This window comes from Streptomyces boetiae, from assembly GCF_031845405.1.
GTDB classification, from domain to species: domain Bacteria; phylum Actinomycetota; class Actinomycetes; order Streptomycetales; family Streptomycetaceae; genus Streptomyces; species Streptomyces boetiae.
Genome location: NZ_JAVREN010000021.1, coordinates 1 through 14,342 on the forward strand (window position 1 = coordinate 1; position 14,342 = coordinate 14,342).

The window sequence follows — 14,342 nt, forward strand, 5'->3', positions numbered from 1 at the left end:
CGCCCGAGCCGGAGCCTTCGCCCGAGCCCACGCCGCCCGCGCCGGAGCCGCCGCCGGCCGAGGCCGCGCCCCCGGCCCCGCGACCCTACGAGCTGCGTTCGCTGGACTACGACCTCTTCGGCAACGGCGAGGACCCGGCGCTGGTGCTGGCCGAGTCGGGCCCGGTGTGGCAGCGCTCGGGCGTCTCGATCGCCGGCCGCCGGCACGAGCACGGCATCACCGTGCCCACGCTGTCCACGGTCACGATCGCGCTGAACCGTCCCTGCACGTCCTACCGGGCCTTCGCGGGCCTGGACGACCTCACCCTCGGCCTCGGCGCCGCGGTCTTCTCCGTCCACGGCGACGGCCAGGAACTCTGGCGCTCCGGCACGATCCGGGCCGGCGACCCGGCCGTCCCCCTCGACGTCCCCCTGACCGGCGTCGAAACCCTCCGCCTGGAGGTCGACCCCCAGGGTCCCCTGGGCTTGGTCTCCCTCCCGGACTGGGCGGACTCCGAAATCCTCTGCTAGGCCCTTGCCGGCGGGCTGCACCACGACCCCGCACCCGCACGCCGGGGCGGCCCCGGACCCCTGGGCGTACGAGGTGCTGCGGACGGCACGTCGGCTCCGCCGCACGAAGCCTCGTGGCACCTGTGACCGCGAGCGGGAAGGATTCCCGGCCCTCGGGAGTGACGGGCTGGCCGCCCGGCGCTGCCGGGCGTCGCCGCGCCGGGCCGGAGGGGGCGCGGGGGAATCCCCGCGAGTGGGCGCCGCGCGGGGCGGGCCGGGGCGGCGGCCGTCGCAGAGACCGGCCCGGCCAGGGCAGCGTCAGGGGCTGACGCCGCTCGTGACCGCTCGGGGGTCGTGGTTGCCCTCGGCGGTCCAGCAGGAGCCCCGGCGGGTGAGGAGGCGGCGGAGCCAGATCTCCGTGGCGACGAGGTCGGAGAGGCCGTCGAGGGGGAGGTGTTCGCCCTCGGCCGCCGCGCGCAGGGCCTTGCGGACGACGCGGGCCTCGACCAGGCCCGCGTCGGCGAGCAGGGGCGCGTCGAAGAGGCCGACGAGGTCGGCGACGTGCGTGCGCAGGCCGGCCCCCAGGGCCTCGGCGGGCGCGGCGTGGACGGCCGCGCCCCAGCCCGGGGGCAGCGCGCGGACGCCCGCGCCCTCCAGCACGGCGCGCAGCACCTCCGCGCGCGCGCCGGGCTGCACCCGCAGCGTTTCGGGGAGTGCGAGGCAGGCGCGCACCACCTGGTTGTCGTAGAAGGGGGCGTGCAGCCGCTGGTGGCGCACCTCGGCGGCCTGCTCGAAGACGCGGTGGTCGGCGGCGTGCCGGGCGAGCACCGCGCGGGCGCGCTGAACGCCCGGGCGGCCGTTGAGCGTTGCGGAGGGCGGGCGCGCTGCCGCCGCGTCGAGCCGAATCGATACTTCCGCGAGCGCCTCCCCCGTCAGCCAGCGGGCGGCGGGCCCGGGTCTGCACCAGGCCAGCGCCGCGAGCGAGGCGCCCAGGGCCCCGTCCGCCTGCGGGGCCCCGTCGAGCGGTCCGCGCAGCAGCACGGCGGCGCTGGAGAGCCCCTCGGGGTAGGGCGTGCGGGCGAGTCTGCGCGCCGCGCGGTAGACCGTGAAGGGCACGAACATCGCGCGCGAGCCGCCCCCGCTGGCCCGGGCCAGGGCCGTCGCCGGGCGCAGCAGGTGCCGTCTGCGCCGGTCGATGAGGAGGTCGGCGAGGCGCGCGGGGTGGGCGTCGAGGACCTGGCGGGCGCCGTTGCCGATGAGGTGGTCGGCGCTTCCGGCGGCCAGGCGGCGGCGGTGGCGCGCGGCGATGACCAGGGAGGGTCCTGGCTCGTCGGTGAGCGGGCCGTTCTCCAGCTCGCCGTAGGGCAGGGCCTCCTCGCCCGCGGCGACGACCACGTGGTGCAGGCGCGGGTTCTCCGCGATCGCGCGGGCCCGCTCCATCTCGGCGGCGCGGGCGATGGCGGCCGGGCCGCCGGTGGCCGTGAGGTCGTTGAAGGTGACGGCCAGCAGGCGCTCGCCGGCCTGCGTCGCGCCGGTCCCGTAGACCGTGCCGGGCATGCCGGGCAGCCCGGCGGCCAGCAGGGTCAGGGTCGCGGAGGCGCTGCCCCCGGAGAGGTCCGCGCCGATGCCGGGGGCCGGCTCGGGCCCCAGGCGCGCGGCGCGCCGGTCGGCAGGACCCATGCCGGGCACGGGGCCGCCGTCGCGGGGCGGCGCGGTGTGACGGGGGGCGCCGAGCCGGGTGCGGACGGCCTCGACCAGGGCCTCGCGGACGCCCGCGATGGCCGCGTGCCGCTCGACGGGCGGGGCGGCGACGACGGTGGGGGCGGCGGGCTCGTAGCCGAGAACGTCCCGGCTGCCGCCCTCGCGCAGCCGCAGCGCGTGGCCGGGCGGGACGCGGCGCACGCCGCGGTAGGGCGTGCCGTCTCCGAGGGCCTCGGGCGCCTCGGGGCAGGCGAGGAGGGCGGCGAGGTGGGCGACGTCGAGCTGGGCCTCGGTGAGGTCGGCCAGCGGCAGGGCGGCCGTGGCGTAGGCGGTGCCGCCGGCCCAGGTGGTGTGGAAGACCGGGCGGGTTCCGGCCAGGTCGGCGGGAACGACGGTGCGGCGGCCGAAGCGGGCGACGGCGGTGTAGCTGCCGGGCCAGGTGGTGAGCTGGCGCAGGGCACCGGCGCGGGCGGAGATCAGGGAGCGGCGCAGCGTCGGGTCGTCGGCGCCGCAGTGGCCGAAGACGGCCAGGTGCGTGTCGCCGTCCGCGTGGACCAGGCGGATCTCGTCGGGGCGCCAGTCGCCCACCGCCCACAGGGGGTCGGGGCCTTCCCAGAGCAACTGGGCGCCGAGGGGCTGGATTTCACGGGCAGCGCTGGCCGACGCCCCGCACCACCCGACCAACCACCGCATCGCCGCCTCCCCATCGCGTACATCGGGAATCACGGATCGCTTCGGATCGGATCGCCGTGTGGGTGTTTGCTGACAGGGCCATGCTGCCACGGGAGGGGCGGGAACGGGGCATGCTGGTGAGGTAGTTCGCCCGGCGCGGCGCACCACCTGATGTGACGCCCGGGGCTCCCGTGCCTGGTGGGACGGGCTTCCGGGGCAAGACGATCATTCACGATCCGTCTCGGTCAACCTCGGTCGACGGGGGGCCTCGCGGCGCCCGCCGCTCGACGTTACCGGCGGGAAACCTCCTCTTTTCGGCCAAAGTTCGGCCGAACTCTGGCCGGGAGGGGGCCCATGGGAGGGCTCCCCCTGGGGCAGAAGATGCTTTGGTCCGGGAGACGCTGTCCGCCTCCCGGACCACGCCGCCGTCCGCGGGGAATGAGACGGCGGCATCCCCCGGCCCGCCGGACCTCACGGTCAACGGGCCGACCCACGCGATTCCATCCAACCCGCGCCTCCCGGACCGCCCAAGGCGCACGGGCGGGCGCACGGCCACATGCCCGGAGCACGCGGCGCCGCCCGGCGGCGCTCGCACGTACGTACAGTCATAAATCCGCCATCCGGGATTCACCCTCTTAACGGTCAGCAGGCGTCGAACTACGCTGGGTTGGCGAAAGCACGGAAGGGCCCGGCGCTGGTCGCGGGGCTGCCGGCGGCGGGTCAGGGGTGCGTCCAATGTCCAGGGAGTCACGCGGACCGAACGAAAAGCTGGGCGCGGTTCTCGCCCTTGCGGGGATCAGCAACGCGGGACTCGCCCGGCGCGTCAACGACCTCGGCGCGCAACGAGGTCTGACGCTGCGGTACGACAAGACGTCCGTCGCCCGGTGGGTCACCAAGGGCATGGTGCCGCAGGGCTCGGCCCCCCACCTGATCGCCGCGGCCATCAGCAGCAAGCTGGGCCGCCCGGTCCCGCTGCACGAGATCGGCCTGGCCGACACCGACCCCGCCCCCGAGGTGGGCCTGGCCTTCCCCCGGGAGGTCCCGGCCGCGGTCGACGCCGCCGTGGAGCTGTACCGGCTGGACGTCGCGCCAGGCAAGGGCATCTGGCAGACGCTGGCGGGCTCCTTCGCGGTGAGCGCGTACGCGACGCCCGTCTCGCGCTGGCTGATAAGCCCGGCCGACGCGGCCGTGGCGCGGGAGCCGGCGCCGCAGGCCGCGCGGCCCTCGCAGGCCAACGCCCCGGGCGGGGCCGCCGCGCCGGGTTCCGCGTCCGGGACAACACCCGGCGTCCCGGGCCGCGCCCCCGGCGCAGGCCCCGGCGGCGGCCGGCAGGCCCACGGCGCCCCGCCGCTCTCGTTCACCCTGCCCCCCTCCCCCGGCGGGACCGGCGGCCCCGCCGCGCCCGGCGGGCTCCCGTCCCCCGGCCGCGCCGGCGGACTCCGCGGCGGCGTGCGCGTGGGCCACTCCGACGTCGCCAAGCTCCGCGAGGCCGCCGAGTCCGCCCGCCGCTGGGACTCCAAGTACGGCGGCGGCGACTGGCGTTCCTCCATGGTCCCCGAGTGCCTGCGCACCGACGCCGCCCCGCTGCTGCTGGGCACGTACAGCGAGGACGTGGGCCGCGCCCTCTTCCGCGCCACCGCCGAGCTGACGCGGCTGGCCGGCTGGATGGCGTTCGACACCGGCCAGCAGGAGGCCGCCCAGCGGTACTACATCCAGGCCCTGCGCCTGGCCCGCGCCGCGGCCGACGTGCCGCTGGGCGGGTACGTCCTGGCCTCGATGTCCCTCCAGGCGATATACCGCGGCTTCGCCGAGGAGGGCGTCGACCTCGCCCAGGCCGCCCTGGAGCGGAACCGCTCGCTGGCCACCGCCCGCACGATGAGCTTCTTCAAGCTGGTCGAGGCCCGGGCGCTGGCCAAGGCGCGGGACTCCGCCGGCTGCCAGTCCGCGCTGAACGCCGCCGAGAGCTGGCTGGAGCGCTCCCGCGAAAGCGACGACGACCCGCGCTGGCTCGACTTCTACACCTACGACCGTCTCGCCGCCGACGCCGCCGAGTGCTACATCGACCTGGGCGTCCCCGGCCTGGTGCGCCGCTTCACGGAGAGGGCGCTGTCCGAGCCCACGGAGGAATACGTCCGCTCCCACGGGCTGCGGCTGGTGGTGGCGGCCATGGCCGAGCTGGAGTCGGGGAACCTCGACGCCGCCTGCGCCGCCGGCATCCGCGCGGTGGAGGTCGCCTGCCGCATCTCCTCGGCCCGCACGACCGACTACGTCCGCAACCTCCTGCACCGCCTGGCCCCTTACGGCGACGAGCCCCTGGTCAGGGCCCTCCAGGAGCAGGCGCGGCCCCTCTTGACCACTCCGGCATGATGGGGTCCGTCGAGGCGCGGCGGAGGTGACGGACGTGCGGGACCCGGACGGGACGAAGACGGGCCTGCCCGCGCGGGGCGCGCGGGCAGGCACCCCGGCGGAAGAGGCTGCCGCCCCGGCGGCGCACGCGGCGGCACACGGCGCGGGCGCGGGCGCCGCCCCGGGCACGGGGGCGCGCATCGACGCGGGCGCGGGCGCACGTCCTGACCCGCGCGCGGACGCGGACCCGCACGCTGCCGCCGGCGCCTCCGGCGCGGGCGAACGCACCGGCTCGCGCGCCCACGCGACCGCCGACGCCGCCCCCGACGCGCTGCGCACCGCCGACGCCAGCACTGCCGCGGACAGCGCCACCAGCGCGGCCGAGGCACCCGCAGCGGGCCCGGGCGCCGCCTGGCACGCGCCCCGCGCCGCGGAGGTCAACGCCCGCCCCGGCGCCGCCACGCACAGTGGCCCCCGGCCGAAGGCCGAGCCCGCCGACAGGGCCGCCACAGGCGAGGTCGCGCCCGGCGGGCCGCAGGGTGCCGCCGCCGCAGACAGCGCCCCCGCAGCAGGCCCCGACCCGGCCAAGGCCCCCGCAGCGGGCCCGGGCGCCGCCGCGCACGCGCCCCGCGCCGCGGAGGTCAACGCCCGCCCCGGCGCCGCCACGGACAGTGACCCCCGGCCGAAGGCCGAGCCCGCCGACAGGGCCACCGCAGGCCCAGCCCCGCACAGCGAGCCGCCGGGCGGCGGCGCCGCGAAGGACGCCCCCGCCGCAGGCGCGGACCCGGCCCCCGGGCCGGCCCCGCGCAGCGGACCCCGGGGCGTCGACGCCGACGTGGTCGTCGTCGGCGCCGGGATCGTCGGGCTCGCCACCGCGCACGCGCTGCGCGCCGCGCGGCCCGGGCTCGCGGTGGTCGTGCTGGAGAAGGAGCCGGAGCCCGGGCTGCACCAGACCGGGCGCAACAGCGGCGTCCTGCACAGCGGGGTCTACTACCGGCCCGGCTCGCGCAAGGCGCTGTTCGCCGCCCGGGGCACGGACCGGCTGCTGAAGTTCTGCGCCGAGCACGGCCTCCCCCACGCCGTCCCCGGCAAGCTGATCGTGGCCACCGAGCCCGAGGAGCTGCCCCGCCTGCACGAGCTGGCCCAGCGAGCCCGGCGCAACGGCGTGCCCGTCCGCGAGCTGGGCCCCGCCCAGATCGCCGAGCACGAGCCGGCCGTGCGCGGCATCGCCGCCCTGCGCGTGGAGACCACCGGGCAGGCCGACTTCGGCGCGGTGGCACGGGAGTTGAGCCGCCAGGTCACCGTCAGGACGAACGCCGAGGTGGTCGCCGTCGATCGCCGCGAGGGCCGGGGCGTGGCCGTGCGCACGGCCGACGGCGCGATCCTGCGCGCCCGCGCCCTGGTCAACTGCGCGGGCCTGCACAGCGATCGCATCGCCCGCCTGGCCGGCGACGACCCGGGCCTGCGGATCGTGCCCTTCCGCGGCGAGTTCTACCGGCTGCGGCCCGAGCGCTCCGGTCTGGTCCGCGGCCTGGTCTACCCCGTGCCCGACCCCGCCTTCCCCTTCCTCGGCGTGCACCTGACCGCCGGCCTCGACGGCGAGGTCCACATCGGGCCGAACGCCGTGCTGGCCCTGGCCCGCGAGGGCTACGACTGGCGCACGGTCCGCCCCGGCGATCTCGCCGGAACGCTGGCCTGGCCCGGCCTGCTGCGGATGGCGGGACGCCATTGGCGCGCGGGCGCCGGGGAGTTGCGGCGCTCGCTGTCCAAGCGGGCGTTCACCGCGGCCGTTCAGCGGCTGCTGCCCGAGGTCACCGAGGAGGACCTGCTGCCCTCACCGGCCGGGGTGCGGGCGCAGGCGGTGCGCCGGGACGGCACGCTGGCCGACGACTTCGAGATCGCCGAGGCCCCGCACACCGTGCACGTGCTCAACGCGCCCTCGCCCGCCGCCACGGCCTGCTTCCCGATCGGCGAGGAGATCGCCGCCCGCGTCCTGCGCGCCCTGCCGTAAGGGCCCGGGCACCGCCCTGGAGCGCCAACTCCCCAGGGCCCTAGCGCTCGTACGCCCGCAGCCGCAGCGCCGTCGGGGCGCCCTGAGGCCCCACCGGGGTCAGCAGGTAGAACTGGTCCTCGTCGCGCGCCAGGACGTGCCGGTCCCCGGCCCGCTGCCGGTCCAGGTCAACGGCCCCGGCGGGCGTCTGCGCGCCGCTGGCCGGATCGACCCACAGCAGCAGGAGAGTTCCGTCCTCACGCGTGCAGCCCAGAAGGAGCTGCCCGTTGTGGTCGGTCCCGAACTGCTGTGCAACGCCCGGCAGTTCGGTGCTCCACCGCTCGACGCCGTCCGCCAGCCCGAAGCCGGTGAGCACCCGCTGCCCCTCCCCCGAGCTGACCGCGAGAACGTCCCCGGTCACGGCCGAGACGCTGGCCGCGGGCCCGCCGAGGCCACCGGCGCCGCCGCCCGATCCGGCGGCACGGGCCGGGAGTTCCCACAGCACCTCGCCGTTCTCCGAGTAGGCGACGACGCGTTGGTCCTGCCGCAGCAGCACCGGGTCGCCGGCCAGCAGGCCCGTGAAGGCGAACTCCCCGTCCGTCAGCGGCCGTGACCACTCCAGCTCGCCGCTGTCGGCGTGGTAGACGCTCAGTGCGTCCGGCGCCCCGCCCGCGTCGGGCCCGGTCCCCGCCGTCCCCGTGCAGCCGCTCAGCGCGACGATGCGCGAGCCCGCGTGCCGCACGGCCAGTATCTCCGCGCGCCCGGCGCCGCAGTCCGGCGCCGACCCGCCCGCGGCGCCCGGGGGCTGGGGCAGGGCCAGGGCCTCGCCGTTCCCGGCGGAGAAGCGGTGGAAATCCGGCGCGGCGCCGTCCGGGTCCAGGCTGACGGCCACGGCCGTCTCGCCCATCGAGACGGCAACGTCCGCCGGGGAGACGGCCAGGCCGGGCCGCGAGAGGTCCGCCGCCCACAGCACCTCGCCCGCCACGGTGTCCACGGCCGCGACGACCGAGCAACTGCCGTTCTCCTTCGCGGTGTAGAGCACCGCGCCGACGCCCTCGGCGTTCACCCGCCCCGAGGCGGCGCAGGGCCCATTGCCGCCGCCCGGGGGCTCGGCCTGCCAGGCGGGGAGGCCGTCGCGCGTGGCGTAGCCGGTGATCCCGGCCTCCGAGACGAGCGTCACGCTCTCGCCGTGCGCCCACAGCCGCGGCAGCCCGGCGGCGCCGGTCCCGGCGTTCCCCGCCCCCTCGCCCGTCCCGCTCCCGCCCGTCTCCCCGGCCGTCTCCGGAAGCGGAACGTCCTCGGCCTGCCAAGCGCGGGCCAGCTCCCGCGGCACGGCCGAGGCCGAGGCGGCCGGCTCCGTGGGGATCGTCGTGCTGCCCGAGGCGTTCTGCGCCTCCGCCAGGCCCTCCTCGCGGCTGAAGACCACGACCCAGACGGCGAGCAGCGCCAGCGCCAGCACCAGAACGGGCAGCGCCAGCAGCCCTATTCGCCCCTCACCCATGGAACGCCCGCCCTTCGGGGCGTTCCCGCCCTTCGCGCTCTCCGCGCGCGCCGCGGCCTCCGCGCTCCCGCCGCCCTGCGCAGCCTCCGCGCCCCTGGCGCGCCCAGCGCCGCCAGCGCCCCCGGCGCGCGCCGTACCCCCGGTCATGGAACGCCCCCCGGCTTCCCCCGCGTCACGGTCCCCCCACCGTCTCCGACGCCCGCGCCGGGGTCACGGTTCCCCCCGGGAATACCGGCGTAAAATCGGACGCACTGTGATCGAGACCCAACACCACGCCTCTCCCCAGGCCGCCTCCGGGCCCCCGTCGGGGCCGGGACGCGCCATCGTACCCACGAGCGAGCGCCCCGGCATGTTCGCCCCGGGCGCCGGCCCCGCGGCGAACCCGGCCGCCGCCCTCGGCGCCGGCCCCGACCCGCAGGCCGGCGTGCGCAGCTTCACGCCCCGGCGCAGCCGCGTCACCGCCGCGCAGCGGGATGCGCTGGAGCGCCTGTGGGCGCGCTGGGGCGTGGAGATCGACGGGCGCACGCCCCTGGACCTGCCGGCCCTCTTCGGCGGCCTGGAGCGGATCGTCCTGGAGATCGGCTTCGGCATGGGCGAGGCCACGGCCGAGCAGGCCGCGGCCGACCCGGACACCGGCATCCTGGCCGTGGACGTGCACACCCCGGGCCAGGGCAACCTCCTGCGGCTGGCCGAGCGCGCGGGCCTGAGCAACCTCCGCGTGGCGAACGGCGACGCCGTCACCCTGCTGCACGCGATGCTGCCGCCCGGCCCCGCGCTGGCGGGCGTCCGCGTCTTCTTCCCCGACCCCTGGCCCAAGAAGCGGCACCACAAGCGGCGGCTGATCCAGCCCGCGTTCGTGGAGCTTGCCGCCTCCCGGATGGCCCCGGGCGCACTGCTGCACTGCGCCACCGACTGGGAGCCGTACGCGGAGTGGATGCTCGACGTCCTGAGCGCCAGCCCCTCGTTCGCCAACGCGGCCCCCGGCGGCGCCGGTTACGCGCCCCGCCCGGCCGGCCGCCCCGTCACCCGCTTCGAACGCCAGGGGCTGGCCAAGGGGCACCGCGTGCACGACCTCCTCTTCCGCCGCACGAACTGACCGCACCCCCCGCGCGTTCCCCCCGTACCACTCACGCCCGCACGAGTCCCTGGCCGAAACGCCGCCTCCCGCCGCACACCACGCCCCGGCGCCCCTGGAGCCCCCCGGCGGCAGGCCGTAAGGTCGGCGTGTGCGCACCGCGTCCCCCCTTCGAATCGGCGTGCCGCTGCTGCTGTGCGGCCTGCTGGTCACGGTGCTGATGTGGCGCGAGCTGGGCGGCGAGGGCGTGGCGGCCGGTCTGCTGCTGGCCCTGGTGCCGGTGCCGTTCCTGCTCGGGGCCTTCCGCTGGCTCGACTCGGTGGCGCCCGCGCCCTGGCGGCCCCTGGCGTTCGCCTTCGGCTGGGGGGCGTGCGCGGCCACGCTGTTCGCGCTGGTGGTCGGCGGAGCGCTGATCGGCCTGGTCAGCGGCGACTTCGGCGGGGACGCGACCTCCTTGCGCCCGGCGCACGCCGACGCGCTGGAGCTGACGGTGATCGCGCCGGTGGTGGAGGAGTCGGCCAAGGCCGCCGCGGTACTGCTGCTGTTCGTCCACCGGCCCCGGGCGTTCAACGGCCTGCTGGCCGGCCTGGTCGCGGCGGGGGTGACGGCGACCGGCTTCGCGTTCACCGAGAACGTCCTCTACCTGGGCAGCGCCTTCACCCAGGACCACGCGGCGGCGCCCTCCGTGCTGCTGGGCGCGGGGACGCTGGTGACCTTCGTGGTGCGGGTGCTGATCGCGCCCTTCGCACACCCGGTGTTCACGGCGCTGACCGGCATCGGCTTCGGGCTGGCGGCCACGCTCCCGCCGGAGCGCGGGCGGGCGCTGAGGGTGGGCCTGCCGCTGGCCGGCCTCGCGGCGGCGATGGGGCTGCACTCGGCGTGGAACGCCTCCGCCTCGATGACCGTCACGGGCTTCGTGCTGGTGTATCTGCTGCTGATGTTCCCGGTGTTCTGCGGCCTGTGCTGGCTGGCGGCGCGGGCGCGGCGGGTGCAGTTGCGGGTGGTGCGCGAGGTGCTGCCGCTGTACGCCGCCGCGGGCTGGCTGACCCCGGACGAGCCGGAGGCCCTGGCCTCCCCGGAACATCGCTCCCGCGCGCGGGAGTTGGCGCGCCGCATGCACGGCCAGGCGGGCCGCCGGGCGGTGGCGGACTACCAGCGGGCGGCCACCTCCCTGGCGTTGCTCCGGGAGCGGGCCGAACGCGGCGTGGAGGGGCCGGAGTTCCGCGCGGAGGAACGCGAGCTGCTGGCCCGCATTGAACGCCACCGCTCGGTGGCCGTCCCCGTCACCCTCTCCTCGGGCTGAGGCCCCGCGACTACCGCGGGACTACCGCAGGGAGACGCGCAGGCCCGCCCGCTCCGTGGCGTGCCCCAGCAGCCACTGGCGTTCCTCCGGGCGTAGCTGCCCCGGCAGCCCGAAGCCGAACAGGTCGATCCGCGTGCTCACGCCGAGGTGGTGCAGCAGCCGGGCCACCACGAAGCCGGTGCTCGGATCGGCCGCCCACCCGCTCTCGCCGAGGACGGCCGGGTCGCGCAGCGGCCGGCTGAGCGAGCGGTCGCCGACGTAGGACTGGGCGCCGGGCACCAGGTGGGCGCGGATCGCCTCGGCCCACTGCTCCGGCCGCTCGCCGAAGACCAGCCGGGTGCGCACCCGCCGCCGCCAGCCCGGGCCGCCACTGCGGCAGGACACGGCGTGCACGTCGGCGCGTTCCCCGGCGGCGAAGGAGTCCACGCGGACGACCAGGTCGTAGCCGTCGATCACCGGGCGCAGGCTCTTCTCGGCGGCCACGGCCTCGCCGTTGGCCACCACGCAGACGCTGCGGCCCATCACCTGGGCGCGAAATCCGGCCAGGCCGATCAGCTCGCCGCCCTCCAGGGGGAGCGCCTCCGGCTCGGCCGCCGCGTAACGCGCCCGCGCGTGCGCCGCCTCCGCGCCGCGCCCGTCCGCCTCCAGGGCCTGCGCGCGCAGCCGCCACGCCTGCCCGGACGCGCTGCGCAACGCCACGCCACTGTCCGCGATCCTGCGCGCCAGGCGCACCTCCCGCGCGTCCAGCGCCAGGCGGCCGACGTTCAGCAGGGCGTCGAAGGTCCGATCCGGGGAGGGCTGGTGCGCGGAGTGCTCGGCCACCAGCGTTCCGATGGCGGCCACGAGCTTCGTCCGCTCCGGCGCCGCCTCCCCGTCCAGCGCGGACAGATAGCCCGCGCATTCGCGTATGCACGCGGCCACCAGATCCTCGGCGCGTGCGACACTTCCCGGGCGCAGCCTCACCTTCATGAGGGGAGAGTGCCCAGCGCGCGGGCCGCTTTCGTGACCACCGGGCGCCGTCAAGGTGAACGTTCCCTGTCTAGCGCTTCGCGCCCACCGAACGTAACGTCTCCCTTACCCACCGCGTGGTAGGAGTGCGATGTTCACCGACCACACCGCCCGGCCCGAGCTGCCGGAGCTGCCCGAAGCCCCCGCGTTCAGCGACCACGAGCGCCAGCTCCGCGAACGCTTCCTCGCCGCCCCCCTCGCCCCGGCGCCGCCGCCCTGGCGCCCGGCCTTCCGCCCGTATCCGGCCATGCCCATCGGCGGCCTCCTCGGCATCGGCTTCGCCGCGCACCCCGAGACGGGCGCCGACCTGGTCATGGTCGTCTCCGTCGGCGGGCACGGCCTGTTCGACGCCGCCACCGGCACCCTGCTCGCGCGCGACCGCGACCCCGACCCCGACATCGCGGAACCGGCCGGCCCCGACCTCACCTGCCCGGGCCTGGGCCCCCTCGCCGGCACCCCCATCCGCATCGCCGGCCTCCACGGCGGCGGCCTCCACGCCACCACGGACGACGGCTGGACCCTCGACGTCGTCAGCCCCGACTGGCCCCACCACCGCATCCTCCTCTCCACCGACGGCGGCCTCTGCCACGGCCCCACCGGCGGCTGCTGGTGGCACATCCACCACACCACCCACACCACCCTCCGCACGACGGGCTTCTCCCCGACGGGCCACACGCTGGCGATAGCGACGAGCGGCGACTTGACCTTGCTGACACGGACGGGGTGAGGGGCCGCCCCCGCCTGTCCGCGGCTCCTGGCACGATGGGCCCATGCCCGTCGCCTCCAGCCCCGGGGTCTCGGCCCGGATGAGCCGCCAGGCCAGTCGCAACACCACCCCCGAGGTCGCCGTCCGCCGCCTCCTCCACGCGACCGGCCATCGGTACCGGCTCCACCGCCCCGTCCCCGGCATGCGGCGCCGGACGATCGACATCGCCTTCCCCGGCCCCAAGGTCGCGGTCTTCCTCGACGGCTGCTTCTGGCACGGCTGCCCCGAGCACGCGACCCACCCCAAGGCCAACAAGGAGTGGTGGCGCGAGAAGCTGGACCGCAACGTCAGCCGGGACCGGGAGACCACCCAGCGCCTCACCGAGGAGGGCTGGACGGTCCTGCGCTTCTGGGAACACGAGCCATCCGACGAGGTGGCCGCACGCATCTCCCGCGTCGTGACCGCCCGCCGCAGCCCGGACCGCCCCACCCAACCCGAACCACTTGGGCGGACGGGCGACTCCGACTAGGGTCGATACCGTACGTGTTCGCGTCGCCCCGCAGAGGAGTTCCAGATGCTCGGCCCCCGCCTGACCTCCCTCGAGGTCTGCGCCGGCGCGGGCGGCCTCGCGCAGGGGCTGGAAATGGCCGGCTTCGACCCCGTGGCCCTGATCGAGAACAACGCCCACTGCTGCGCGACGCTGCGGGCCAACCGACTCGGCTGGCGGGTGCTGGAAACGGACCTGCTGTCCTTCGATCCTGCGGAGCACACCTATGTCTACGACATCGACCTGCTCTCGGCCGGTCTGCCGCGGGTGAAGTCTCCGGCGTCCGTCAGGCGCACCGAGGACGAGTACGAGCGCGGGCTGCTCGAGGCGACGGTGTGGCTGGTCGCCGGGGTGCGCCCGCGTGCGGTGCTCATCGAGAACGTTCCGGCCCTGGTGAGCGACGACGCGTTCACCGGCCTGAGGGAGTTCGTCAGGGCGGAACTGGAGCACCTGGGGTACGTCCTGCGGTGGAATATCCTCAACGCTGGCGACTTCGGACTGGCGCAGGATCGCAAGGTGGGAGTACTGGTCGCTCTCCACAGCGACGCCGCGGATGCCTTCCGGTGGCCAGAGCCGAACCCGGAGCCGCGGCCGACCGTCGGCACGGCGCTGTGGAAGTCGATGGCCGCGCGCGGCTGGCGGGGTGCCGCCCAGTGGGCCGCCCAGGCCGACCGGCTCGCGCCGGCCATCGTCGGCGGCTCGGAAAACCGCGGCGGCGCAGACCTCGGACCCACGGGCACGAAGAAGGCGTGGGCCCGCATGGGCATCAACGGCGGCTCCATAGGCGACCAGGTACCCGGCCCCGAGTACCGGTGGGACCCCGCGGGGCCCGTGGCCGGCCTGCCGAAACTGACAGTGGAGCAGGTGGCCATCCTTCAGGGCTTCCCCGCGAACTGGCACCTCCAGGGCGGCAAGACGGCCCGCTACCGGCAGCTGGGCCACGCGTCGCCGCCCCCCGTGGCGCGGGCGTTGGGCGAATCGATCGCGGCGGCGCTCCGTTGACGC

Annotated in this window: 11 protein-coding genes; 8 read left to right on the forward strand and 3 right to left on the reverse strand. The window is 76.8% G+C overall.

Annotation, left to right across the window (positions count from 1 at the left end):
* Window positions 1-509: NPCBM/NEW2 domain-containing protein (locus RM780_RS15490; RefSeq protein WP_311631303.1), on the forward strand; the 509-nt coding region annotated here is incomplete at its 5' end.
* A gap of 297 nt (window positions 510-806) precedes the next feature.
* On the opposite strand, the gene RM780_RS15495 is transcribed toward RM780_RS15490, so the two are convergent.
* Window positions 807-2,882 carry an asparagine synthase-related protein gene (locus RM780_RS15495; RefSeq protein ID WP_311631304.1) on the reverse strand — a complete coding sequence of 692 codons (2,076 nt, stop codon included), beginning with the start codon at window positions 2,880-2,882 and terminating at the stop codon, window positions 807-809.
* 714 nt (window positions 2,883-3,596) lie between these two features.
* Here RM780_RS15495 and RM780_RS15500 point away from each other — a divergent pair.
* Both RM780_RS15500 and lhgO read left to right on the forward strand, forming a co-directional pair.
* Entirely contained in the window at window positions 3,597-5,228 is a 1,632-nt protein-coding gene (locus RM780_RS15500; protein ID WP_311631305.1) for a sporulation protein, read from the forward strand.
* Between the two features lie 814 nt (window positions 5,229-6,042).
* Window positions 6,043-7,218 (forward strand): L-2-hydroxyglutarate oxidase, encoded by a 1,176-nt coding sequence (gene lhgO, locus RM780_RS15505; protein WP_311631358.1) that lies wholly within the window; start codon window positions 6,043-6,045, stop codon window positions 7,216-7,218.
* A 40-nt stretch (window positions 7,219-7,258) separates the two neighbouring features.
* Here the strand turns inward: lhgO and RM780_RS15510 are convergent, their stop codons facing one another.
* Window positions 7,259-8,698, reverse strand: a complete 1,440-nt coding sequence (locus tag RM780_RS15510; RefSeq protein ID WP_311631306.1) for an outer membrane protein assembly factor BamB family protein — start codon at window positions 8,696-8,698, stop codon at window positions 7,259-7,261.
* Between the two features lie 349 nt (window positions 8,699-9,047).
* Between RM780_RS15510 and trmB the strand changes: the two genes are divergently transcribed.
* Window positions 9,048-9,794 (forward strand): tRNA (guanosine(46)-N7)-methyltransferase TrmB, encoded by a 747-nt coding sequence (gene trmB / locus RM780_RS15515; RefSeq protein WP_311631359.1) that lies wholly within the window; start codon window positions 9,048-9,050, stop codon window positions 9,792-9,794.
* A gap of 130 nt (window positions 9,795-9,924) precedes the next feature.
* A complete protein-coding gene (locus tag RM780_RS15520) occupies window positions 9,925-11,076 on the forward strand; it encodes a PrsW family intramembrane metalloprotease (RefSeq protein ID WP_311631307.1) in 1,152 nt (383 codons plus the stop codon).
* Between the two features lie 21 nt (window positions 11,077-11,097).
* Here the strand turns inward: RM780_RS15520 and RM780_RS15525 are convergent, their stop codons facing one another.
* The gene (locus tag RM780_RS15525; protein WP_311631308.1) at window positions 11,098-12,045 is read right to left on the reverse strand and encodes a hypothetical protein; all 948 of its coding nucleotides are present in this window, start codon (window positions 12,043-12,045) and stop codon (window positions 11,098-11,100) included.
* A gap of 130 nt (window positions 12,046-12,175) precedes the next feature.
* Between RM780_RS15525 and RM780_RS15530 the strand changes: the two genes are divergently transcribed.
* The 3 genes from RM780_RS15530 to RM780_RS15540 are packed head-to-tail and all read left to right on the forward strand — an operon-like array spanning window position 12,176 to window position 14,339.
* Complete coding sequence (locus RM780_RS15530) at window positions 12,176-12,811, forward strand: hypothetical protein (RefSeq protein ID WP_311631309.1); 636 nt, start codon at window positions 12,176-12,178, stop codon at window positions 12,809-12,811.
* A 43-nt stretch (window positions 12,812-12,854) separates the two neighbouring features.
* Window positions 12,855-13,319, forward strand: a complete 465-nt coding sequence (locus RM780_RS15535) for a very short patch repair endonuclease (protein WP_311631310.1) — start codon at window positions 12,855-12,857, stop codon at window positions 13,317-13,319.
* Window positions 13,320-13,364: 45 nt separating this feature from the next.
* The gene (locus RM780_RS15540) at window positions 13,365-14,339 is read left to right on the forward strand and encodes a DNA cytosine methyltransferase (protein ID WP_311631311.1); all 975 of its coding nucleotides are present in this window, start codon (window positions 13,365-13,367) and stop codon (window positions 14,337-14,339) included.
* The last annotated feature ends 3 nt before the right edge of the window (window positions 14,340-14,342 follow it).